The following is a 25410-nucleotide window of genomic DNA, read 5'->3' as shown; positions in this document are numbered from 1 at the left end:
CTTGATGAACTGTGCCAGCCTGAGCCCGATATCGACAGCTTGTTACCCTGGAATTTTAAAACATAGGTGTAGTTCGCTAGACGCTCACCTTGAAACGAAGAAATAAGTTGGAAATGTTTTCCAACTTGTTTATGTCCATCGACGAGTTATAAATATAACTCGCCTTTGCCCCAAAAAACGTTAGCGTAAATGCTCTAAAGGTCTGCTTTGAACTAAGAGTGGGTGGTTATCTTTCATTAAAAATACTGATTTATCAATTGATGACGGGTTCTATAGTCAAGAAATCGAAAAACAATACTGGGTAGAAAAACGACCCGCAGGGTTGATATTAAATTTTTATGTTTATGAAAGCGGACAAGCTATAGCCCCGAAGTTGGAGCTATATTAGAACATTTTTAAAGCTCGATACTTTGTGCTGGAATAGAGTTTAATATCCAGCACTCTTGATGCACGTTATGTATAGAACATGCCTCGGAGTAATTTTGTCTCTTTGCTTTTGCCTCTAAATCCCACTGCATTCTTTGTAAAGGAGTGCCGGTACTTCGGGCTGCATTTGCAGCCTGAATAAGCTCTTGATATGAGCCGATAAGGTCTACAAAGGTTTGTGCCTTTGTGCTGACCTGTGAGCTATTACTCAATACACCGGCATATTTATAAGAGTCCATTATGGTATGTTTCCCATCACCATCCATATCTTTGGGTGTTGAAAACCATTTAAAAGCGTGAAGCAGGAAAACGTTAGCTGACCAACGTAAGTTATTCCCTTGTAGGTTCTCTGATGTTGACAGGCTTAGACTTGGATGCAAGCCTGTTGCACCAACCAAAATAACACTATTGCTTGACTCTTTAGTTGAGCCTACAGGCATGTAGTTGAAGGTGCCAGCAAAACACTGACCAAGATATACAATTGAGTTTTGGAGGTCAGGAGACGATTTAAGAGCATCAACTAATTTGTGTGGGGTGATCCCGGGTGACGCATCGATACCTTCGAGACCACCATGCCCTGTTACAAACATGACTAAATTATCATGGCTGTATGTCTGAATGTCACTGAAAAAGTCGGCGCTTGTTCGGATATTGTATGTATTATTAGTACCCATAGATACTTTACTTTCAATATCAGCACGTTTCTGACCATCTATGTAAATGAAAATATCGCTCGGGTCGACTCCCGCATTTTCTAAACACATTACCCCAAATGAAAGATCGTAAATGTGGCGGTCCTCAGGAGCAGAGTGGCTTGTCGAAAGAAAAAGCACCCACTTAGTATTATTATTCAATAAGCTCACTATTTCGTTCTTTTTTATTTTTGGTTATGCGGTTAGTTGATTACTAAGAGACTTCGGACTATCGATATCATCAAAGTAAAATAGTTCATCCATTATTGAATCTGAAGCAATAGTAACCTCGCTTAAGGGACTGCCAAACTGATCTAAAGAATAAAGCGTATTATCTACCTTTAACATGTATACGGCATCTCCAGCCTCCGACGGGGCTTTAAACAAAAACCATTGCCCTGAGTTGATACATTTTTTTATAGACATATCAATGTTGGGTAGGTCATCTGTATGTAAGTGATTAAATCTCATCGTTTCTCTCCCAATGCCAACACTTTTTATCATATTGGCTACAAGTATCCTACATGTAAAATAGTATAGGACAATTTAACATGAATTGTACCAGTAAACTTGTAGCTTGTATGTAAAATAATGTACATAACTGCCTAAGACTGATTCGTAACGCATAGCGTTTTTATAATACGATGAGCCCAGTGTTTATATTGACATATGGCTGTATGGTATTGCGTTGCAAACACCTTAAAAGGGCATTATTGATGAAATCGCCCTAACGAATTTTTGTCCAAAAATGAGTTTGTTCAACCGTCTGCTTCTCGCTCAAAGCCGACCTATAGAGTAATTACTTTAACACGTCTTGGGGCAAAGGTGAGTTATATTGATAAATCGTCGATGGACATAAATGAGTTAGAGCCGTAAATGGCTATATGCAATATACTGTCGTTACATTTGTGATGCCCAAGGGGAAGGTTTACGGCTTTGACTTGTTGTACTTATGTAAAGCCTTATGTGCGAAAGATTATTCTTTTAAGGGGAGATATGTTATTTTCACCTTCAGATACACCCTCTATTGATTTTATATGGAGGAAATTTTACTAAAAGGATTTTTGTAATGCAGTTTGTGAATAATGGACCAAATATTCCTGAAAAGCTATTACAAGCACATGAAGAAGGTAAGGTTGTTTTCTTTTGCGGTGCTGGAATATCTTTTCCAGCTAAACTCCCGGGGTTTGGTGGGCTTGTTAGAAGCTTATATGAGAATCTAGGTGTTGATCCTTCTCCAATACAAGAGCAAACATTAAAGCTAGAACAATTTGACACTGCTGTATCATTACTAGAAGCGACTAGACCAAGTAGTGAATGGAGAAACGCTGTTAGAAAAGAGTTGGTTAATCAATTGAAACCTGATTACTCTGATGCAAATGCTACTACTACTCACAAAGCTTTACTTCAGCTCGCAACAACAAAAGATAAACGAGTTCGTTTAATAACTACCAACTTTGATAGAATTTTTCAAGACGTTAGCTTAAGTGAAAAAATAGACTTTCCTATATTTCAAGCTCCATTACTTCCAGTCCCAAAAAGTAGGTGGAGTGGTTTGGTTTATTTACATGGATTAATACCTGAGAACATCAGCGATTTTGACCTTGATAATTTAGTTATTTCAAGTGGTGACTTCGGATTGGCATACTTGAATGAGAGATGGGCTTCACGATTTGTTAGTGAGCTGTTTAGAACTTATGTAGTATGCTTTGTAGGATACAGCCTTAATGATCCTGTACTTAGATATATGATGGATGCTTTAGCCGCGGACCGTTTACTAGGTGAATCACCTCCTGAGATGTTCGCGTTTGGTAATTATAAAACAGGTAAAAATGAAGAAAAAGAATATGAGCGCGAAAAGCAAAACTGGTTAGCTAAAAATGTCACACCTATTTTGTACAAAAACCACCGACATCATTATTATTTACATAAAACGTTAGAAAAATGGTCTGAAACCTATAGAGACGGACTGGTTGGAAAGCAACAAATAGTAGTAACGACTGCTTTTACAAAGCCATCTGAAGCGGATTTAGGTAATGGATATGCATACAGACTTGCTTGGGCTTTAAGTGACCCAACTGGTATTCCTGCAAAAACATTTGCTCAATTAACCCCCCCTCCACCTATTGAATGGTTGAATGTACTTAATGAAATTAAGCTTGATAAAAGTGATCTACCGCGTTTTGGTATAGTAGACACAAGCTTTAAAGAAAATTTTGAGTTTAGACTTTTCAGTAGGCCTCCAAAAAGCGCTTATTCTCCAAATATGTCATTAGCAAGTTTTTCTCATGATGAGGTCGAGTGGGATAAAGTAATGAACTTTCTTGGCATCTGGTTAGTTAAGCACTTAGATAAACCAGAACTAGTTCTCTTTTTATGTAAACAGGGAGGAAGGCTACATAGCGATTTACACTGGAAAATTAATAATGAGCTAAGAGCGCACAGGAAAAATAGTAATGACATTTTATGCGCTAATTTAGGTGAAGAAATGCTAACTATATGGGAGTTAATACTATCGGGCTATTGCACTAATTCTAGCCATCGTTTTAGTCTTTACTCATGGGTAGGTAAATATAAGGTAAGCTATTTATCATTACCCCTCAAACATGAGCTAAAGACATTACTTTCTCCAAGAATCCGTTTTAGTGAGCCTCTGAGTTTAGCTAGCTCTGTGAGTGGGATAAAACGTATTTTTAGGAGTGAGGTTGTTCTCACTAGCTCTCACCCATATTCTGCGTTGAAAGAACTAAATAAAGTTGATAAATGGAGCCATGATATTGGTAATCTATTTATTGAGTTTAATTTAATTCTATTAGAAATAATGGAGTTGAGGAGTTTACTGGGGGAAGTAAATGAGTATTATGATTATTCATACATTCACCAGCCTTCTATCGCGAAACATCCACAGAATAAACATCATAATGATTGGACTGTATTAATTGAGTTAGTTAGAGACTCATGGCTTTCAATGAAAACAACCAATCCCAATGCCGCTATGAACGCTATTATGGATTGGTGGGCGTTACCATTTCCAATCTTCAAAAGGTTGGCATTATTTGCTTTAGCAGAGTTACCCCAAAATTTTTCAGTGGATGTAAATGAGCTACTGGAAATAGATGACTCACGTTGGTTATGGAATACTGCGACACAACGAGAGATATTAAGTTTATTACCAAAACTTTTTTTAAATTTAAGTGATGTTGATAAGAATCGACTAGTTTGTAATATTTTAAAAGGGCCATCTAAATCTTGGTTTAGGAAAGAACTTACAGAGCAAGAGTTTAAGGATATTAAAGATCGTGCTATTTGGCTTAGATTATCCAAATTAAAAAGATCTAGACTAAATGTTGGTATTGAGGGTGATAGGGCATATGAAAAAATGCTTCAAAAGCATCCAATGTGGGGTAAACACATTAAAGAGGAACAAGAGTTCCCTTTTTGGATGAGTACAGGCTTTCATAAAGGACTGGAAAATAATACCCCTTTAGAGCTTAATAGTTTAATAACATGGCTGGAGGATAACCCTGAGGTAGGGTTTCGAAATGAGGATGATTGGCCCATTCGATGTAGAAAAGAACCAAAATTTGTTATAGAGGCACTTATTCAATGTAATTCATGGCTACCAGAACGATGGAATGAGGCAATAAGCATTTGGTCTGAAAATAGGCGGCTTTCTTATATTGCTTGGGACTCGTCATGTAATTATCTTCTAAGTTTAGAGAAAGAAAAGTTAGTCGACATATCAAGGTCTCTTGCGTTTTGGCTTGATAAAAATTTCGATTGTAAGGTAATTACAAAAAGTAAATTTTTTACCTTTTATGATTTATTAATAACTTTACCATTTGAAAAAGAGATTGATATTAATAGAGATCCGCTAATGGCTGCAATAAATCACCCCGTTGGAATCTTGACTGAACTTTTATTTAAACAATGGTATAGAGAAAAACCAAAAGATGGCTATGGCATAAGTTCAGATTATAAGGAAAGGCTCAATCATCTGTGCAATCAAGATAATGAAATATATATTTTATCTAAAGCAATTATATCTACTAATGCTTTATCTCTTTATAGTGTTTCACCTGAGTGGGCTGAAGAGCATATTTTAAACTGGTTTAATTGGAGCGATTGTAGTTTTTCTCAGGTAGCATGGTTTTGCTACTTATGGTCACCAAGATTGCACAAAGAGTTTTTAATTAAAATAAAAGTAAATTTATTAGAAACAGCATCTCATTTAGATGATTTAGGTGAACAATCACAACAGTATGTCAAATTTTTAACCTATGTTGCTCTCCAGAAATATGATGAATATGGAGTCAAAGAAGTCGCCGTTGCCTTCTCGCAACTCTCCGGAAATGCTTTTTATCATGTTACTGTTGCTTTAAACGATGCATTAACAAGTTCTGGAGATAAATTTGATGAATACTGGGAAAATAGAATTAAAACATTCTTATTAAAAGTTTGGCCTAAAAATCAAAATTTTAATGAATTAACAATAAATCAACTTGCAATTCTATGTTTAAACACTCAAAAATATTTTGTAGAAAGTTATTCTATACTGCAGCATAGCTTAAGTAATATTAGTGATTTTAATTATTTATTGAGAAAGTTAAATGAAACAAGTTTACCTGAGAAATATCCTGAAACTGTATTGAAGTTTTTAAATCAAATTATCGAGGATGAACCTAGTATTATAATGGGTGATTTAAACGCAATTTTAGCTCGAATTAGCTCAGTTGATCCGTTATTAATAGAAACTCAAAAATTCTCGAGATTAAATGCGTTGGGAATGTTAACAGGTTAGTCTTATATGGTTCTTCTGAGTTCAAACAAAACATTTTTAACTTTGAAATTTTAGTCAATGACCGTCCGTTAATCTCGAAACAAACTTTTAGAGCATTTACGTTAGCTCGGAATGGGGCTGAAACGAGCTACGATTGAAGGTCCGCTGGCACAGAGCCGAACTTCGTCAAAGAGCGACAACCGGACATTGAGATTGGACAAAGACTGTCATGAATTGATTGGTTAAACTGCTCTTTGCGCATATATTCATGAAGATGAGCGCTGAGCGCATATTTTTCTATTTAACTTTTATTTAAAGTTATAGAAAACTTAGTGCTAGTAATACCTTAGGTTATTTGTTAAAACTATATAATGCAGAAAAATGAATCTGGCGTCGGTTGAAATATGCGCGACGAGCGCACTATTAAAATGTTAACTGCTTCAATGAAAAAGGTGCTGTGGTCTAATTGGTTTAAGATACCTGTCTATTACTTTGTGAAATTAAAGCAGGAGGTTGAGGTTCGAGTCCTCACGGTACCACCAATTAAAGGTATAAAATGGAAAGTGAAGGTTTAAAGAATTTTTTAAGTTCTGTCGGGGACGCGGTTTATTCGTTAAACACAATATGTGTTGGCTTGAATGCTGTCTCTAAAGGCGGAGTTGAAAAGCCTGATGACTTAACCATTTCATGGGACACCAATGACCCAAAGCAAACTTCTATTCAAGCAAGAAGTTTTGCAGTTAGATCCTCCCTTGTATTTGTTGAGGAAGCATTACTTGAGTATTTTAAATATTTGAGTAATTGCCCAGAACAACCGCCAAAAATAGTTACAGCGGTTAAGGTTGACGGAGCAGCAAAGAAAGTAGAAGAACTCGCTCCACAGGTACCAAGCTTGGAAAGCTATTGGACGCCTATGGTTGTGTTACTTGTCAGGTGGCGAAATCAAGTGGTGCATAATAGTAAAACTTCTTTGTCAACAAAGTTGCGTAAAACTCTACTAGAGAATGCCAATGTAATTAGAGATAGGCATGCCGCTATAGATATAGCTCAAACATTATCAAACTTGGACGCTAAAAAAATTACTCTCAAAGACTTTACGACACTCATTTCTGTAACTATCAGATATGTACGTCATTTAGATGACAAGTTAACTCCATATATTACATCTAGTACGTCTCTTAGAAATCAGATAGTAGCCAGAGAGCTAGTTTATGATTACAAAAACGTACTTGGCGTAAATGGAGAAGATAAGCAAAAGAAGAAATTTGATAACTTTATACGTTCAAATTTCCCATCGTTAATCGGTGCTCAATCTGATGCTTTATTTAAAGTTCGGCATGAAGTTGTTCAGGAGTTATAGTTTGTGCCGTCCTGCCAGTTAACAAGTCAAAGCTTAGGACTCTAAAGCGCCTATGTTTGAGACGTTAGATTCTTTAGGAGTACTAGATGAGTAACGGACAAGAATTAATTCCAAGTGCAAATGTGGAGATCATCGAAGCTTCTGGTGTTAATGCTTTGTTGTTGCAAATTCGCCCTCACTGGCAAGCGAAAAACCTTATTCAGCGCGTCACAAAGTTACTACATGTTGACCCTAGCAGTGCTTGCCAGAGATTATTTAATGCATCCATTCATGATCTTAGAGAAAAAATACTATTCGCGGGTGTCGATATCGCTGCTGAGGCTGCTAAACAACATAAGCTCCCACCAATATCGTCAGCGGAAAATGTCGAAAACTATTCAACTTTGCGAATGATTGATCTTGCTTATCGCATGGGGCTTTTGTCTCGTCCAGAATATCGACGGATTCTTCGTGCTTATGACATCCGAAAAGACCTAGAGCACGAAGATGATGAGTACGAAGCAGGTGTTGAAGATTGCGTATACATTTTCAGAACCTGCGTTGATGTGATTCTATCTAAAGACCCTATCGAGCTTATTAAGCTTACAGATATTAAAGAGATTGTAGAGCGTTCCGAGGCAACTACTCTTAATGAAAGTCTTCTTGAAGAGTTTAGTCATGCACCTGAGCCTCGACAAATGGAGATCTATAAATTCTTAATAAGCTCCTCACTGAATGTTGAGCTCCCCGATGTTGTTCGTCACAACTGTTACATGGCACTTTATTCATTAAAGTCACTCGCACATAGCCAAGTTATGATTACTTGTGCAAGGGAGTTTGTTAAGCGAATTGGGAAACGAGGCCCTACTCTAATAGAAGCTCGTGTTGCTTATGGGGCAGGGCTTTTGCCTTATTTGAAGCAAGCTCAAATTAAAGATTTTTATGATAGCTATTTTGATGAAATGAAAAAAGTTGGCTATTCATGGGGGGCTCATAATTCTCACGGTGAACTGTTACGTAATCTTGAAGAGATTGGTGGCTTGGAATTCTGTCCCGAGGAGTCTTTGGGTCAATATGTTGAGTGGTTAGTGCTGTGTTACATAGGATCATCTGGGGGTAGGACCTCTTATGGCAATGTTCGAAATGTTTTTTATAGCAATGTTGGTGCTCCAATAGCTATTAATATATTGAAAGCAAAGTCACGAAATGTATACCCAATTGTTGCTGATTTAGAGAAAGGGAGTAAGTCCGTCAGGTACGCAGTAAGCGACGAACATGTAGCGCGGCGTTTTAATTCAATTTTAGATGAGCTAGAGCCTTGAAATTAGAATCTAACAAACGCATGTTGTCGGACTGGTTTTCCGCTGCGCTCCGAACCAGCTGCAAATTCGGGCGTTACGACCGTCCGCTCATGGCACAGAGCTGTCATTCGGCTCTGAAGCGTTTTTGTCTATTGAACTCATTCTTGTTGTCGTTGTTATGCTAGCTAGTAAATTAGGACTTAATAGTCAAAATAGTAGCATTCCTCCATCAAAAGATATCAACCGTACAAAGCCAACGAGAGAGAAGTCAGAAAAATCAGCTGGCGGACAAAAAGGCCGAGTAGGTAAAACGCTGACTCAAACAGAAACACCTGATGAGGTACAAGTCATTTTAGTTGACCGAGATTTTTTACCTAAAGGTCACTATCGTGAGGTGGGTTTTCAAAAGCGACAAGTCGTCGATATAGATATCAGTAAAGTGGTGACCGAATACCAGGCTCAAATCCTTGAGAATGAGCAAGGGAAGCGGTTTGTTGGTGAATTCCCCCAAGGTGTTAACGGTCCTATTCAATATGGTGTTGGTGTGAAAGCTCATGCGGTTTACTTATCACAATATCAATTACTCCCTTATAACCGCATTGAAGAATACTTTAGTGACCAACTAGGTATTCCGATCAGTGCCGGCAGTTTATTTAACTTTAATGAACAAGCAGCGGCACTGGTAAAGTCATCGGGCGCAGAAGGTATCATCAAAGCGGCATTACAAAGCCCGTATCAAACTTTGCATGTTGATGAGACTGGCATTAATATCGGCGGTAAACGGCGATGGCTTCATGGTGCATCAACGACTTGGTGGACTTATTTTTATCCTCATGAAAAAAGAGGAAAAATAGCGATGGATGAGGCCGGTATTTTACCGCACTTTACCGGTGTGCTATGTCATGACCATTGGAAGCCATATTATCAATATACCCAATGCCAACATGCATTATGTAATGCTCACCACATCCGAGAATTAGAAAGGGCTTGGGAGCAAGACGGCATGCAATGGGCGAAGGATATGCAAACCTTACTTAAAGAAATGAATAAAGCTCAAATAGATAATCCCGACCTAGATAAAGGGGCTAAACAGAAATATCGTGAGCAATATCAAAAAATATTGCTTCAAGGTGACGCTAAATGTCCACCACCAGATAAAAGTAGCCGAGTGAAAGGTCAGCGAGGCCTATTAAAGCGAACCAAATCCCGCGCATTATTGGAACGACTAAGAGATTATCAAGATGATGTTTTACGTTTCATGATGAGCAGTGGCGTGCCATTTACCAACAACCAAGGCGAGAATGATATTAGGATGACCAAGGTTCATCAAAAAATATCGGGGTGTTTTAGAAGTAAGCAAGGAGCTGAAATGTTCTGCTTGCTGAGAAGCTATTTATCGACTTGCAGAAAACAATATGTATCTGCAAGCCTAGCCCTTGAGTTATTATTCAAAAATCAGCTGCCTGATATATTCATTTCAGATGAGGCTGAATAGTTACATTTATCAAAGCTTAAAACGTCCACCACAAATTCAAGTACAGGCTCCGAAGGGATCTCATAAACCTTTGGTTTTAGGTTTGTTTAGCAGTGCGGCTATGGTTATTGCGGCATTATTTTATTTACAGCACGATTTAATTGCTGCAAGTATCGCTATAAGTAGCGCTATTATTGGTTTTATAGCAGCATGGCGTAGCACATAAACTAAGTGCTATTTACGTTTTTAGGCGTATAATTAGTATTTAAAATATACACTTTATAATTATGAAAACGGGAGATAAACATGGGATTTGGCGGTATTAGTCTTTGGCAGTTATTGATTGTATTAGCAATTATTGTACTTTTGTTTGGCACTAAAAAATTACGCGGTATTGGTGGGGATTTAGGTGGAGCAGTTAAAGGCTTTAAAAAAGCAATGTCTGACGAAAAAAATACAGATAAAGAAAAGCCAGAGCAGATTCAAAAATCAGAAGAAAGTGCACCGCTTGATTCTGCCCATACTGAAAAAAATAAAGACAATAACAAGGTTTAATTAGCATGGGGATGTGGGAGCTAATTGTTGTTTTAATTGTTGGTTTAGTAGTGCTTGGTCCAGAGCGTTTACCTGTAGCAATTAGAACGGTAAGCCGCTGGATAAAAACTGCAAAGTCGCTTGCTAACTCAGTGAAAGCTGAAGTGAGCGAAGAGTTGCGTGTGCACGAATTACACGAAAACCTTAAAAAAGCGGAGCAACAAAACTTAACCGATTTAAGTCCTGAACTACAAAGTTCACTAACTGAACTACAACAGGCCGCTCAGTCTGTGACCCACAGTTATAAAAAAAATCAAATCGATCCCTCTAATAAGCAAAATATTGATGATACAAAGTGAAGTTAATTTCTCACTTTGTGGTCAACTTACTAAATGGTATAAAAAATAATGGCTGAGGAAGTAAAATCGGGGTTTGTCGCGCATTTAATTGAATTACGCGATCGGCTGATTAAATCACTATTAAGCATTTTAGTTATTTTTATTGCAATAGTGTATTTTGCAAACGACATTTATACATTTGTTGCAGCGCCATTAATTTCACATTTGCCAAACACTGCAACCATGATAGCAACTGATGTCACAGCGCCATTTTTTGCCCCTTTTAAACTAACGTTATTTGTCGCATTATTTGCCTCTATTCCGTGGATATTACACCAGGTTTGGGGTTTTATAGCTCCGGGATTGTATAAGCACGAAAAACGCATGTTAATGCCAATACTCGCCTCAAGCATCTTTTTGTTTTATGGTGGTATTGCCTTTTGCTACTTTGTAGTACTGCCAATTATTTTAGGCTTTTTTACCAGTGCGGGTCCTGCAATGCTCACCTTAGCACCGGATATTAGTAGCTACTTAGGGTTTGTACTAAAACTATTTTTTGCCTTTGGTGTCGCTTTTGAAATTCCAGTAGCCATTATGCTGCTGTGCTGGAGCGGCGCTACAACAACGCAAAGCTTAAAAGAAAAACGTCCCTATATTGTAGTGGGTGTTTTTGTAGTAGCGATGTTTTTAACACCGCCCGATGTATTGTCACAAACTTTATTAGCGCTACCTATGCTTATTTTGTTTGAGCTAGGCCTAATTTTAGCTAAATTTTATACCGCTAAACCACAACAAGAATCTGAGGAATAACATGAACAAAAAACTACTCTCACTATTAGTTTTGTTAAGCGCACCGACTTTTGCAGCCACAGCTATTAACGAGCAAGCACTGCAAGCATGTAGCTTTATTGAAAACGACTTTAACCGCCTGCTTTGTTACGATAATACGGTTGCCGGTAAACCGCTGAGCAAGCCTACTGTAAATAAAACACTCTCACCAACAAATACAGAAGCCACCGCACCTGTTGCTGTAGCGGTAACACAAGCAGAAGAGTTTGGTTTCAGAGCATAAAAATATTGCGAAAGAAAATGACAGCTCTATTAGCTCAACTGTATCAGCCATTAAAGAAGCAGCTTATGGTGAGTTAATTATTACTCTAGAAAACGGCCAACAATGGCGCCAAATTGGATCTGACGGCATAACGCTAAAAGAAGATGACAACGTGGTTATTAGTCGTGGTGTATTTAATTCTTTGTAACTATTCACCAAGACAAATTATTTTCTAAGGATCTTTTTTAGCTATTGACTGATCCTGCCAGTATGCCAAGCTAGAGCTATTACCCTATCGCTCTAGCTTTAATGAATTTAAACAGCATAAATATCACTGAAATAGTTGAGCAAACTAAAACTCAGTTACAAGAAGATAAAACACTCTCGCCAGCGTTGAAGATGTCCAAAAGTGAGTTTCAATCTTTGTTGTCACAATTTTTCTTTGGATAGGCACGTTGATTGAATCTAAGTTTTGATCTTTATTGTCATACATACCTTCTATTGACACGAAAGGCGGACTGGGAAGGCAAAAAAGTTTCAAACATTAATGTTATGCATACTTAAAAGTGTAACATCTCCTTTAATGGTTAATATCTGCGGTTGTAAGGGTGAACTGAACTAAAGCATAGTTCTTATAGAGGTAGTACTTTCTGTGCTGATTGGAATCTAACAGAGGCGATGTTGCCAAACTCATTTCTGCCCCAAAACGTGTTTAGGCGAATGCCTCAAAAGAGCGATAACCGGTCATTGAGGATGGCTAAATTTAGGGCTAATTAATAGATAAAGTTGTGTCGTTTATTCATATAGTCAAGCAAACGAGCAACGCGTATATCCTACATTTAAATTTATTTAAAATCTTGAAATACCCTCGGTTATTTGTTGGAATGTGGATAGATGAGCTTGAAGTCAGCAAAAATATGCGTGATGAGCGCACTATTAAATTGTTAGGCGTTGCTGAACAAGGAGAGATATTCAATGGCTTTTGCCCTCGCACCAGATCAAGAAAATGCTTACCCATCACTCATTACGGCATTGTGCGCGCGCGATGCGTATACTAGAGGCCATTGTGACCGCGTCTGTGCGCTTGCGTTGGAAGTGGGGCGTGCGGCCGATTTGAGTGCCCCCTCATTAGATGACTTGCGTATTGCCAGTCAATTACACGACGTGGGTAAGATTGGAGTTCGTGATACTGTTCTCTCGAAGCCTGGAAAGCTCACACCTGATGAAAGAGAAGAGATAAAGGCTCACTCGGTTATCGGTGAGAGAATAATTAGTGAGACATTCCTGACAAACAGAGACGAGGTCGCGTCTATTGTCAGACATCATCATGAAGCATTTGATGGAAGCGGATACCCAGACGGACTGGCTGGTGCCGATATTCCCCTGAGTAGTCGAATACTTTCGATCATTGATGCGTATGATGCACTGACGACTAGCAGGCCATACCGCATGGCTAAATCGCACCTTGAAACTATGAATATCTTGAAGCATGAAGTGGACACGAAGTTTGATCCAAATATTTTTTTGTTGTTTACAAAAGTCATAAAGGCCAGTTCGGCACGTGCCTCGTAAACGCTCGTTCCTAGAATACGGTGAACGCTGCCTAAAAAGTCTCTGCAGATGACATTTGATCCGCCACCCACTTTTTTGCTAACGCAAAAGCAGGCGTTGTCTCAAATGCACCTGAGCTCAGGCGTTGCTAATGTCTGCAAATGGCACAGATGCGACTGTCGGATCAAGTCTGAGCTAGTACAATTAAGCGGTTATGTGAAGCTTAAAGGCATGTTTATTTATATTAACTAATCTACGGTATTACTTTTTCAATGGTCTACAAAGTAATACCTCATCATATTGGACCAAGAAATACGCTGCTTTAAAGTTACGTTGATGCTTAGTAGACCAAACTTGCTACCTCCTTTGCTATTAGCAATAATAAATGCACTCGCAACCCATGCTTTCAAGCACCACTTTTTATTATTTTTATAGTCTATGCGTTAAGGACCATATTTGTTTAAACTCCCTATTACTACCATCGCGCTTATAATTGTATGCAGCGGATCTATTATCGGACCTCTTGGTATGGCCGGTGTCAACATTGCCATTCCAAATCTTGCTCAAGATTTACAAGCAAGCGCTAAAATGATTGGTTGGATGCCGACCCTTTACTTACTTAGTAGCGTGATATTTATGCTGCCTTGCGGGAAAATAGCCGATAATTATGGTCGCAAGCGAGTCTATGCATTTGGCTTAAGCTTAAATGCACTAGCATCACTGATGTGTGCTAGTGCATCATCAATTGAATGGGTGCTTTTTTGGCGTTTTGTACAAGGCGCTGCAGGAGCAATGATTTTTGGTATTGGTGTAGCTATTATTACCTCTATTACACCAAATAATAAAAGAGGTATGGCACTAGGCACCTCTGCAGCATGTGTTTATATAGGCTTAAGTGCGGCCCCTGCAGTAGGCGGTTGGCTGACAGAAATATGGGGATGGCGAGCTGTATTTTACTCTCAAATTCCGCTTGTACTTCTGCTACTGCTTTCTATTAAACTTTTTTTACATGGTGAGTGGAAAAACGATAAAAAATCTTCGTTTGACTGGTGGGGTACTGGGCTTTTCTCACTCTTTGCAATATGTTTAGTATTAGGGCTCAGTGATTTACCCACTATGTCTGGCTGGGGTTTAACATTACTTTCGGTAATAAGCTTAGGATTATTTATTATTCACCAAAGTAAAAGTAGGCGACCATTAATCAGAGTACAAATGTTTTTAGAAAGCAGAGTATTTAGCTTATCACTATCTACATCGTTTCTAATGTACGCCAGTAATTTTTCATTGGCTTTTTTGTTAAGCTTATATCTGCAATATATTAAAGGGTTAAGTCCTTCTCATGCTGGCCAAATCGTGTTACTGCAAGCGGTTTCTATGGCCATTATGGCACCATTGTCAGGTAAACTTTCAGATAAAATACAGCCACGCATAATAGCTACATTTGGCTGTATAATTGTTATGGTCAGCTTTTTTTTACTATCACTGTTATCTATGGACTCAAGTATCACATACATAAGTGGCTCACTGTTATTGTTAGGTGTTGGCTTTGGCTTATTCTCAACGCCTAACAATAATGCAATTATGGGCGCTGTAGATAAGAATGAGTTAGGCGTAGCCTCTTCTTCCATGAATTTATCACGCACAATTGGTAATTTATTTGGAATGAGTTTAGTCAATCTAATTGTCCATTATTATTTAGGCGACAAAACTTTTTCGGCGCAAAATAGCACTGCATTAATGAGTACAATCTCGCTGGCATTTAATATTTCGTTGGGTTGTGTGGTTTTGGCAAGCTGTATTTCTGCACTTCGGGGAAAAGCTTAACGCTTTTTAATTAAGAATTTAATATTATACGGACTATAGCCAAGAAGTACTCGGCTATAGTCACTTAAATTTATAACACGTTAGCAAAACAAAACTACTTACAGTCGTGTGATATGAGCATGGCAATACCCATGCCCCCGCCAATACAAACTGTTGTAAGCCCTTCTGCTTTGTTCGCATGCTTCATTTGATATATTAACGAAACTAAAATACGACAACCTGAAGCTCCAATTGGATGACCAAGTGCAACCGCTCCCCGTTAACATTTACTTTATTACTATCCAACCCCCAACGCAGTATTTACATGCAAAGCTTGATCTGAAAATGCCTCATTGGCTTCAATTAAATCTATATCATGCACACTTGCCAGCCCGCTTTTTTACACACAGCCTGCATGGCCGCTATTGGGCCAGTGCCCATGTAAAGCGGCTCAACACCTTCGCAAGCGGTAGCTTCAATCACAGCTAAAATAGGTAAGTTTAACTTTTTTGCATACTCGTCTGTAGTAACCACCACCTCAGCTGCGCCATCGTTAATAGTTGAACTATTTCCAGCAGTAACTGAACCGTCTTTTTTAAATGCAGATCTCAACTTACTCAGATTGCTAAGTTGCGTGTCGGCTTTCACCGATTCATCAGTATCACAATACTGAATATCGCCGCCTCGTTTTTTATGCCAATAGGAGAAATTTCTTCTTTGAATGAACCACAGCTAATCGCATGTGCCGCTTTTTGCTGTGAGCGAACAGCAAATTCATCTTGCTCCTCTCTAGTTACAGCAAATTTTTCAGCTATATTTTCAGCTGTAATTCCCATATGAATATTTTCGCGACTATTCCACAAACCATCTTTTATTAGGCTATCAACCAAAGATAAGTCACCTAATTTTTTAGATACTCTATTATTGGGTAATACGTGCGCCGCCTGAGACATACTTTCTTGCCCACTTGCACCCACCATTTTAGCATCACCGCAAAGAACTAATTGCGCAGCCAATTGCACCGCTTTTAGTCCTGAGCCACATACGTGATTAATAGTAAAAGCAGACTTATTAATAGGTAGTCCAGCATTAAGTGCTGTCTGCCTTGCTGTGTTTTGGCCACAACCTGCTGTTAGCACCTGCCCTAAAATCACCTCCTCAATGTATGGCTTTACTTGCGGTGTTTCATCAAGAACGGTTTTAAGTAACTGACTACCTATTTCAATAGCTGACAGGCTTGATAAACTTTGTCCAAAACCACCAATTGCGGTTCTTTTTGCAGCAACAATAATGGGATCAAATCATGACTTCATAAAATAAAAATCTTCAATGATCGCTCATGGCACTCTCCAGCCACTCGACACCATAAAATATTGATAATAATTGATAAGGTATTTTACTGTTTCGGATGGCGCTTCGCTTATCCGACCTACACTGGCACTGAGCCGAACTTTGGCACAGAGCCATGAGTAGCCACTCAAAACTGTAATGTAAGAAATCAAGATTCTTCCTTTTTTAATTGATTTATCTTCAACCTAGCCTCTGCGGTGTTCGTAAGACTTACCTGTAAAGTGGTCTTCGCCTCATAAAAAAAGCACGGTGCACGCACAGTAATAAAAAGTAATAATATTTTGTATTAGACGAACTTACTTGACGTTTTATTGCAATTACCATGAAACTCCAGTTTGTTTTTTACACTAAAGAAAAGCTAACGTCGAAACGTACAAAATTTAGTTCAAGTGCCACGCATACTTGCGATAGGTGAAAATTTTATATTTGGCTTCTATAATTTTTCGGGGGGATTAGCATATCACTTAATGATACATTTTAACGTGCTGCTATTTTCTGGCTTAATTATAAGCCCATCAGTGTAGCCATAAACGCACCTTCCCAACTTGATTGGCTAAATGAACAGTGTGTAATATTTTCGGTACTAATATCCACTTTTTACCCTTCATCCGCACTTATACTTTCAACAGTTTAAATATAAACACTTTAAAATAAGTAACATAGCTTAATATTTAAAAAGTACCTCTGTGGCATATCTATTGCTTTTTATAATGAAGGCGGTGTACGTAAACGGCTAAAAATGTCAATTTTAAAGGAGAGACAGAGTGGGAGCATTACAAGCTAACTATAATATTGCTATTCGTGCTAAATCAGTTAGTCGCTCTTTAGCTTCGACATTTTACAACCACACACGCCTCTTATGTTTTTTACATCACCCAATTCACGCTAAGCAAAGAGAAGTAACAGCATTGCTGTGCTGTCTGAGATTACGCTCTTTGTGATTACATGCAATTAATCGAACTTAAACTTTACGTTGAGGAGACTTTGATATGCCAACTAATCAATTTACTATGCAAGATCCTAGAAGCCAATATCAGATGGGACGTACCGAAAAAGACAGTAATCAACCGGACCCAGGGCTAGATGAAATTTTAAAACCTAAAGCAGATCATGGCGAAGACTCCTATGAGGGCCACGACAGGTTAAAAGGCCGTAAAGCTTTGATCACAGGCGGCGACTCTGGGATTGGAAGAGCCGTAGCCATCGCATTTGCAAGAGAAGGTGCGGAAGTTGTTATTAATTACTTACCCAGCGAAGAAACCGATGCGAAAGAAACACTCGATATACTAAAAGCCAGCGGTAACAAGGCTTGGGGTATTGCAGGTGACATATCTGATGAAGATTTCTGTAACAGCCTTGTTGCTCAAAGCGTTGAATACTTGGGGTCAATTGACATACTAGTTAATAATGCTGGTAAGCAACAATTTGTCGCCGAGTTAGAAGATTTATCTACCGAGCAATTTTGCCAAACATATGCAACAAACGTATTTGCTATGTTTTGGATAACAAAGGCCGCAGTAAAGCATATGCCACCCGGGGCAAGTATTATTAACACAACCTCTATCCAATGTTACCAGCCATCTGCTGGACTTCTGGATTACGCATCAACTAAAGGCGCAATTACTAGCTTTACTAAAAGTTTAGCAAAAATGGTAATAGATAAAGGCATTCGGGTTAATGGTGTTGCTCCAGGGCCAATTTGGACTCCGCTACAACAAAGTGGCGGCCAACCGGCGAAAAAACTTCCCGAATTTGGTGATAACGTGCCACTAGGTAGACCAGGCCAACCTGCCGAGCTAGCCCCAACATATGTATACTTAGCTTCGCAAGAGTCAAGTTACATTACCGCTGAAATAATGGGCGTGACAGGTGGGCAACATCTACCTTAATCATAATGACTAACACATTAGTTAATCTCAACAGATGACTTTAAACAACATAATAGCGGCGAGAATACGCCGCTTTTATTACCTACTCTTTTTGCATCACATCTAAACGAAGTCCACTAAGTATTCGTGAAACTGTGGTTATAAACACCCTAAAAGCCTGAGCTACCCACTGCAATATTTGACTTAGTACGAGGTTGAGTGAGCCTATTTAAGCACGCATAAACAAACTGCTAAAACAACTAGAGCTGCTTAAGCAGTCAACTTAGGCTTTATACTTATTTATCAAACTGGCTTTATGCGTTGTCTTTTTTAGCACGTATACCGCGAATGAACTCTTCTAAATAAGGCATAAACTCTAGCACGAGTGATATAAATAGCACTGTTATCAAGTAAGTTATTGGTATAGGTGACTCTTTTAATTGGAGCGTAAATTCAGGAGGAAAGCCCCCGGGAGTAAATAATGCTGTAAATTGCTCCCAGTGCCGCGTAATAATTAATACTAAAGCCAACAGCGGTATCATTTCTAAAAAGCTATGTATATGCTGCTCTATTGGCCCTACTCTACGTTTACTTACCGCGTAAGTTACATCCCACATTGCTGTAAGTTCATGAATAAAAAACAACAAGATACTAATAGCAATAATCAAGCTATTAACTTCAAAAATTAAAACAAGAATTAACGGTATACCCACTTCGGCAAACATTAATAGATGAATAAACGACTCTTTTGCACCACTTGTTGTAGAAATATTACTACGTCGATGACAAAACCAATCCGCAATGCCAGCTACAAGCCAAATAGGGATCACAAAGTACATTAAAATAACTAAAGTAGGGTCAGTCATATTTGGTTAGTCCTTAAAATCAAGTTTTTAAAAATTGTCACACTCAAAACTAAATATATACGCTTGGTCATTTCGATAATTAATAACGTACCGATAAGCATAAACCGTGTTCTTCAAACACGTTCTTAGCCACTTTTATTATAGCTTTAAGAATTTTTTTACTTAGCTGTATATGAGATACCTTTTGAAGCGAGCTCTTGAACCACCACGGGTATGCTCATTATTTTCTCCGACAGATTGTTACTTCAAGTGGTATGCCAAACTTTTATTTTTAGTGGATTGCATGAAAACGCAGGTATAAGTAGGTGTGGAAGAGTTTTAGGCTCATCTCTTTGTATTTTTGATGGCTAGAAAGTAGAAAATATGCCCCTTTTTTGTAACTTTTTCATTTATCGATAATTTCGGTTAGTAAGGGGCTTGTATTGAAGATAAAACTAAATGCTCAAATATCAGGTTATTTATATGTATTGCTAAACTTCATAAATAAAAAAGTGGTCAACATGCTTGGTTTGGTAACAGTGCTTAAATACTATTATTAAGCCATTCCTTGTCTTCTACTGCCACCGGCACTCGCGCATATTCACTTTGTCGTTTTTAAACAGTACGCCTTCTGATAATAGCTTTTCGCGCTGTTCTTGATATTTTTCGCTACCTTCAAGGAATGATATTTTACCTTGGCTATTCACTACCCTGTGCCAAGGTATAACCGAGTCGTTTGGCATCATTTTTAATAAGCGCCCAACCAACCGTGAGTTTTGCGGGTAGCCCGCAAGAGCTGCAACTTGCCCGTAGCTTGCCACTTTACCTATTGGTATGCCTGCGATAACAGTATAAATAAGTGTTTCTTTATCAATATCAGCGTTCATTTAAATACGCCTCACTAAGTACTTTAAATTGCTCCCAAATAGTACGCGCTACAGGGCCGTGGTGCATTGCATGCTGCCTAAAGGCTCTAATTTGCGCGCTAAACTTATGCTCTCGGTCAGTTATGTGTATTTCTTGAAGTAAGCCTGCTTTTATTTCAGTGTCGCAGTGCGACAGGCTCATCATTGCCCAACCAGCACCTGAGAGTAAAAACGATTTTAAGGTCGATACATCATCAATTTTCATCATGGCGGAGCCTTTTGAGTACGATAGCCTGTCGCTGTCGATACTCAAGTCACTTTCAAACATGGCTAAACACGGATACGTTTGTAGTTCACTATAGGTTAGCTTTTGAGGAAGTACGCCTTTGGCGCTGACAATGCCAATATCGAGCCTGCCTATAGGTACGCTTTCTAAATCGCCTGTCGCGTGAAATAAATCAAACCACGGACCAATGCCTAATTCGGCTTGCCCACTATTTACTTGCTCTAACGAAATAAAGCGCTTCCCGCTTGTTAAGCTAAATTCGGTGCTGGTAAACAATCTAAAAGTATTACTTATGATCTCGTTGTAACTCTGCGTATGGCAAAGTTGTTCGTAACAAATTCTAAATTGGGGTTCATTACCGAGTGCCAATTCTTTAGCAAGCTGCGCTAGCTCGTCGTTTGCATGCAGAAGTTGCTGCGCCTCGCGGTGAAAAATACGCCCTTTTTCAGTAAGCTGTAATCGGTACTTACTTCTGTCTAGCAACTCAAACCCTATTTTTTCTTCTAGATTTTTAATAGCAAGTGTAAGCGCTGGCTGCGTTTTATGTAGCTTTAGTGCTGCCCCGCTTAAGCTTGCGCTTTGCACTATGGCATCTAAAATTATTAATTGATTCAGCTTCATATAGCACTCTGCAACATTATAAGTAAAACTTATTGAGTTTCTAAGATTTAATGATTTTTATTTTATATGTTTGCAGCGTATGCTGCACTTAATTATTTTGCCATCATTGCAACGGAGAAGACATGAAACTCTTTCGTCTATGTTTTTTAACTACGACTTTATTAAGCTTAATAGCCTGTTCTGAGCCAGAACAACAAGTTAAAGAAGAGCCCATTCGCCCTGTTAAATTATTCAACATAGGTCATGATTCTCAAACTAACATTCGCAGCTTTCCTGCTGAGGTTGTTGCAAACCAAGGCTCTTACCTTGCTTTTAGGGTAAACGGCGAACTTATTAAGTTTCCGGTGCTTGCTGGTGAACACGTTGAAAAAGGTGATTTATTAGCAAAACTGGACCCTGAAGATTTTCAGTTGCAGTTTGATGAGCGCAAAGCGCGCTTTGAATTGGCAAAATCACAACTTGGCCGTATTGAGCAATTGTTTGAGAAAAAAATCACTAGCCAATCAGAATTAGATCAAGCCACTGCTAATATGCAAATTGCTGAATCTGCATTTAAAATTGCACAAACAAACCTTGAGTACAGCGAGCTACGCGCGCCATTTTCAGGCACAGTTGCAAAAGTATTTGTTAAAAACTTTGAAAACATTCAAGCCAAACAAAATATATTGCGTTTAGAAACACGCGATTTAATGGATGTAGAAATCCAGGTTCCTGAAAAAATAGTCGCTCGTTTTCAAAAAGGCACTGATTACCACCCTACTGTAAAATTCGATGGCTTTGACGATAAAGAATACACACTTGATATTAAAGAGTGGGATACCCAAGCAGACCCTGCAACCCTTACCTATAAAGTTGTGTTTTCGCTACCAGTACCTGAGGACTTTAATTTACTAGCGGGTATGACGGGCAGTGTATTTATTGATTTAAGTAAAGTAACTCGCTCGCAAGTGTCTTACACAATACTGCCAATTGAATCAGTGTTTTCTGAACCTCAAGAATCTATTAAAGATAATGCCTACGTGTGGCTTTTTGATTCAGAAACTAGCCAAGTACATAAACAAGCAGTAAAAATTGGCCAGCTACACCGCGATGGTATTGAGGTGTTAAGTGGTATTAAAGAAGGCCAAATTGTTGTTTCTGCCGGTGTGCATTCACTAAAAGAAGGCATGAAAGTAAGAGCATGGAATAAAGAGCGAGGCTTATAATTATGAGCTTTGCACAACTCTCCATAGAGAAAAAAGTAATCAGTTGGATGTTTACGCTGCTGCTATTAATTGGCGGTACCGTGTCGTATTTTGATTTAGGGCAATTAGAAGACCCTGAGTTTACGCTTAAAAAAGCCATGGTTATTACCATGTACCCTGGCGCGTCGCCGCAACAAGTAGAGGAAGAAGTAACTTTTCCTCTGGAAAACGCGATTCAGCAACTCCCTTATGTTGATTACGTTACTTCTATTTCATCTAACGGCAAGTCGCAAATTTCGGTAGAGATGAAAAGCACTTATCGAAAAGAGCAACTTCGCCAAATTTGGGATGAAATGCGTCGTAAAATTAACGACCTCTCCCCTTCGCTTCCCAGCGGCGTTTACCCAAGTACTATTTTAGATGACTTTGCCGATGTTTACGGTGTTATGTATTCGGTAACCGGTGATGGCTACTCATATGACGAGCTTAAAGACTACGTAGACTTTTTAAAACGTGAGCTAGTCTTGGTTAAAGGCGTAAGTAAAGTAACGGTTGCAGGTGAGCAACAACCGCAAGTAATGGTTGAAGTCTCAACGCGTAAATTAGCTCAATTAGGTATTGCACCAAGTCATATATTTCAGTTACTGCAATCGCAAAATACGGTTTCTAATGCGGGTAAAATTCGCGTAGGCGATGAGTCAATTCGCTTGCACCCTACTGGCGAATTTAAAGATGTAAAAGAGCTCGAAACGCTATTAATTTCAAAACCTGGTGCAAGTGAGCTTATTTATTTAGGCGACGTAGCAAAGGTTTACAGAGAGTACGCAGAAGTACCTAACAATGTTATTCGTTATAATTCTCAGCAAGCTTTGCTTATTGGCGTGTCGTTTATGTCAGGAGTTAACGTAGTTGATGTGGGTAAACACATTGACGATCACTTAGCTTCACTTGAGTATCAACGCCCTCATGGTATTGACATAAATTCGGTATACAACCAACCACAAGAGGTTCAAAAATCGGTTGATGGTTTTATTATCAGCTTACTTGAAGCTATTGCGATTGTTATTGTAGTACTGCTGTTATTTATGGGTTTAAAAAGCGGTATTTTAATTGGTGGTATTTTACTGCTTACTGTACTGGGTACGTTTATATTTATGAAGTTGTTTGCCATCGACTTGCAACGCATATCACTTGGAGCACTTATTATTGCCCTAGGGATGCTGGTTGATAACGCAATAGTTGTAACCGAAGGGATACTAATAAACCTTAAACGTGGGCAAACAAAACTCAAAGCAGCGGTTAATATTGTTGAGCAAACAAAATGGCCCTTACTAGGTGCAACAGTCATTGCAGTCACTGCCTTTGCGCCAATTGGTTTAAGCTCTGATGCCAGTGGTGAATTTGCCGGCAGCTTGTTTTGGGTGTTGTTTATTTCGCTTTTGTTAAGTTGGATAACAGCCATAACGTTAACGCCATTTTTTGCCAATTTAATGTTCAAAGAAAACGAGTTTAAAAACGAAGAAGGCCAAGAAGATGAAGACCCATACAAAGGTTTTATTTTTAACGGTTACAAAGCGATTTTAGATTTAGCGCTGCACTTTAGAAAAACCACGCTTATATTAATGGTTGTTTTACTGTGTACTGCGGTTGTTGGTTTTGGCTCTGTTAAACAGTCGTTTTTTCCTGCCTCTAATACACCTATGTTTTATGTAGATTACTGGCAAGAGCAAGGATCTGATATTCGCTCAACCCTAGAGGGCGTTAAAAAACTTGAAGAGTTTTTGCAAAAAGAAGACCTTGTTGAAGAAGTAACAAGTACAACAGGCCAAGGCGCTCCACGCTTTATGCTTACCTACGCACCAGAAAAGTCATATCCCGCGTACGGGCAATTAATTATTCGTGTAGCCAACAGAGAAGCCGTAGCGACTGTAATGCAAACTGTACGTGATTACTCAAATAATCATGCACTCTCTGCACAGCTTAAAATTAAGCCAATGGAAATCGGCCCCTCTACTGATGCAAAAATAGAAGCGCGTTTTTCAGGCCCTGATCCTGTTATTTTAAGACAATTGGCTGCTAAAGCTGAAGAACTTATTGGTAACGACGATGGCGCGTACAATATTCGTGATGACTGGCGTGCACGTACTAAAATGATTCGCCCGCAGTTTAACGAGCAAAAAGCACGCCGCTTAGGTATTAGTAAATCTGACTTAGACAATGTATTACTAACAAGTTTATCGGGTAAACAAGTGGGCGTATATCGCGATGGCACGCAGTTGCTGCCTATTATTGCACGATCTCCTGCTAACGAGCGCTTAAACGTAGAAAGCGTACACGACCTTCAAATATACAGCCCAGTACTTGGTGTATTTGTACCAGTAACCCAAGTGGTAGACGAGTTTATTGTACAGTGGGAAGACAGCCTAATAATGCGCCGCGATCGCAAACGTACAATTACGATTATGGCCGATCACGATGTATTAGGAGATGAAACCCCTGCTAAACTATTTGCACGTATTCGCGGACCAATAGAAAACATGGAATTACCGCGCGGTTACGAACTGGAATGGGGCGGCGAGTTTGAATCTTCAAGCAAGGCTCAAAAAGCAATATTTGGCTCATTACCGCTGGGTTACTTAGCGATGTTTGCAGTAACCGTATTACTTTTTAACTCGCTTAAGCAACCACTTGTGATTTGGGCAACGGTTCCGTTAGCTATTATCGGTGTAAGCGCGGGCTTGTTAGCTATGAATGCGCCGTTTAGCTTTATGGGGCTACTTGGTTTGTTAAGCTTAAGCGGTATGCTAATTAAAAACGGTATTGTATTAGTTGATCAAATAAACCTCGAATTAAGGGAAGGTAAATCGCCCTATGAAGCCGTGTTTGACTCTGGTGTGAGCCGTGTACGACCAGTTGCAATGGCAGCTATAACTACTATTTTGGGTATGATCCCGCTGTTATTTGACGTGTTCTTCCAGTCAATGGCGGTAACAATTATGTTTGGTTTGGGCTTTGCTACAATTTTGACTCTAATTGTAGTGCCGGTACTGTACACCGTGATATTTAGAATTGATTACGAACCGCGTAAGTAGTTAAACATA

The 25410-nt window shown here is 38.9% G+C and carries 17 protein-coding genes, 1 tRNA gene and 3 pseudogenes; 15 read left to right on the top strand and 6 right to left on the bottom strand.

From position 1 onward, the window contains the following. Nucleotides 1-395 precede the first annotated feature (395 nt). Together GQR47_RS15845 and GQR47_RS15840 are read right to left on the bottom strand one after the other, a co-directional pair. Entirely contained in the window at nt 396-1289 is an 894-nt protein-coding gene (locus tag GQR47_RS15845) for a hypothetical protein (RefSeq protein ID WP_154904074.1), read from the bottom strand. A gap of 24 nt (nt 1290-1313) precedes the next feature. Beyond that, the gene (locus GQR47_RS15840) at nt 1314-1589 is read right to left on the bottom strand and encodes a hypothetical protein (protein WP_154904075.1); all 276 of its coding nucleotides are present in this window, start codon (nt 1587-1589) and stop codon (nt 1314-1316) included. 598 nt (nt 1590-2187) lie between these two features. Between GQR47_RS15840 and dsr1 the strand changes: the two genes are divergently transcribed. From dsr1 to GQR47_RS15780, 12 genes and pseudogenes are all read left to right on the top strand, one after another. Further along, the gene (dsr1, locus tag GQR47_RS15835; RefSeq protein ID WP_165724075.1) at nt 2188-5919 is read left to right on the top strand and encodes an anti-phage defense-associated sirtuin Dsr1; all 3732 of its coding nucleotides are present in this window, start codon (nt 2188-2190) and stop codon (nt 5917-5919) included. Between the two features lie 430 nt (nt 5920-6349). Continuing rightward, nucleotides 6350-6440 (top strand) — tRNA-OTHER (locus GQR47_RS15830). Nucleotides 6441-6454: 14 nt separating this feature from the next. Further along, nucleotides 6455-7258: a hypothetical protein gene (locus GQR47_RS15825; protein WP_165724073.1), complete on the top strand. Its 804-nt coding sequence runs from the start codon at nt 6455-6457 to the stop codon at nt 7256-7258. Between the two features lie 86 nt (nt 7259-7344). Then, on the top strand, nt 7345-8559 hold the full coding sequence (locus tag GQR47_RS15820) for a hypothetical protein (RefSeq protein WP_165724072.1): 1215 nt from the start codon (nt 7345-7347) through the stop codon (nt 8557-8559). Nucleotides 8560-8683: 124 nt separating this feature from the next. Further along, entirely contained in the window at nt 8684-10033 is a 1350-nt protein-coding gene (locus tag GQR47_RS15815; RefSeq protein ID WP_240915901.1) for an IS66 family transposase, read from the top strand. Nucleotides 10034-10037: 4 nt separating this feature from the next. Next, nucleotides 10038-10238, top strand: a pseudogene (ubiB, locus tag GQR47_RS15810) (ubiquinone biosynthesis regulatory protein kinase UbiB); the annotation flags it as partial. 80 nt (nt 10239-10318) lie between these two features. After that, a complete protein-coding gene (gene tatA, locus GQR47_RS15805) occupies nt 10319-10567 on the top strand; it encodes a Sec-independent protein translocase subunit TatA (protein ID WP_008467382.1) in 249 nt (82 codons plus the stop codon). A gap of 5 nt (nt 10568-10572) precedes the next feature. Continuing rightward, the gene (gene tatB / locus GQR47_RS15800; protein WP_008467380.1) at nt 10573-10905 is read left to right on the top strand and encodes a Sec-independent protein translocase protein TatB; all 333 of its coding nucleotides are present in this window, start codon (nt 10573-10575) and stop codon (nt 10903-10905) included. A gap of 48 nt (nt 10906-10953) precedes the next feature. After that, entirely contained in the window at nt 10954-11694 is a 741-nt protein-coding gene (tatC, locus tag GQR47_RS15795; protein WP_008467379.1) for a twin-arginine translocase subunit TatC, read from the top strand. 1 nt (nt 11695) lies between these two features. Continuing rightward, nucleotides 11696-12143: pseudogene (locus GQR47_RS15790) on the top strand (hypothetical protein). 767 nt (nt 12144-12910) lie between these two features. After that, nucleotides 12911-13507, top strand: coding sequence for an HD-GYP domain-containing protein (locus GQR47_RS15785; RefSeq protein WP_004589546.1), 597 nt, complete (start codon nt 12911-12913; stop codon nt 13505-13507). A gap of 450 nt (nt 13508-13957) precedes the next feature. Continuing rightward, on the top strand, nt 13958-15310 hold the full coding sequence (locus GQR47_RS15780) for an MFS transporter (RefSeq protein ID WP_279167415.1): 1353 nt from the start codon (nt 13958-13960) through the stop codon (nt 15308-15310). A gap of 348 nt (nt 15311-15658) precedes the next feature. On the opposite strand, the pseudogene GQR47_RS15775 reads toward GQR47_RS15780, so the two are convergent. After that, nucleotides 15659-16524: pseudogene (locus GQR47_RS15775) on the bottom strand (acetyl-CoA C-acyltransferase). Between the two features lie 1104 nt (nt 16525-17628). Here GQR47_RS15775 and GQR47_RS15770 point away from each other — a divergent pair. Continuing rightward, nucleotides 17629-18528 (top strand): SDR family oxidoreductase, encoded by a 900-nt coding sequence (locus tag GQR47_RS15770; protein WP_165724068.1) that lies wholly within the window; start codon nt 17629-17631, stop codon nt 18526-18528. A gap of 293 nt (nt 18529-18821) precedes the next feature. On the opposite strand, the gene GQR47_RS15765 is transcribed toward GQR47_RS15770, so the two are convergent. From GQR47_RS15765 to GQR47_RS15755, 3 genes are all read right to left on the bottom strand, one after another. Next, nucleotides 18822-19373 carry a diguanylate cyclase gene (locus tag GQR47_RS15765; protein ID WP_165724067.1) on the bottom strand — a complete coding sequence of 184 codons (552 nt, stop codon included), beginning with the start codon at nt 19371-19373 and terminating at the stop codon, nt 18822-18824. Between the two features lie 554 nt (nt 19374-19927). Then, nucleotides 19928-20239: an MGMT family protein gene (locus GQR47_RS15760; RefSeq protein WP_165724065.1), complete on the bottom strand. Its 312-nt coding sequence runs from the start codon at nt 20237-20239 to the stop codon at nt 19928-19930. Next, entirely contained in the window at nt 20229-21125 is an 897-nt protein-coding gene (locus GQR47_RS15755) for a LysR family transcriptional regulator (RefSeq protein WP_165724064.1), read from the bottom strand. Before GQR47_RS15755 ends, GQR47_RS15760 begins: the two co-directional genes overlap by 11 nt. A gap of 122 nt (nt 21126-21247) precedes the next feature. On the opposite strand from GQR47_RS15755, the gene GQR47_RS15750 reads away from it, so the two are divergent. After that, on the top strand, nt 21248-22330 hold the full coding sequence (locus GQR47_RS15750) for an efflux RND transporter periplasmic adaptor subunit (RefSeq protein ID WP_165724062.1): 1083 nt from the start codon (nt 21248-21250) through the stop codon (nt 22328-22330). A 2-nt stretch (nt 22331-22332) separates the two neighbouring features. After that, nucleotides 22333-25401: an efflux RND transporter permease subunit gene (locus tag GQR47_RS15745; RefSeq protein ID WP_165724060.1), complete on the top strand. Its 3069-nt coding sequence runs from the start codon at nt 22333-22335 to the stop codon at nt 25399-25401. Nucleotides 25402-25410 lie beyond the last annotated feature (9 nt).

The sequence above is a fragment of the Pseudoalteromonas sp. Z1A2 genome (assembly GCF_011378755.1).
Lineage (GTDB): Bacteria > Pseudomonadota > Gammaproteobacteria > Enterobacterales > Alteromonadaceae > Pseudoalteromonas > Pseudoalteromonas distincta.
Note: the sequence above shows the minus strand (reverse complement) of the source record. Positions and strands in the feature narration are given on the sequence as shown.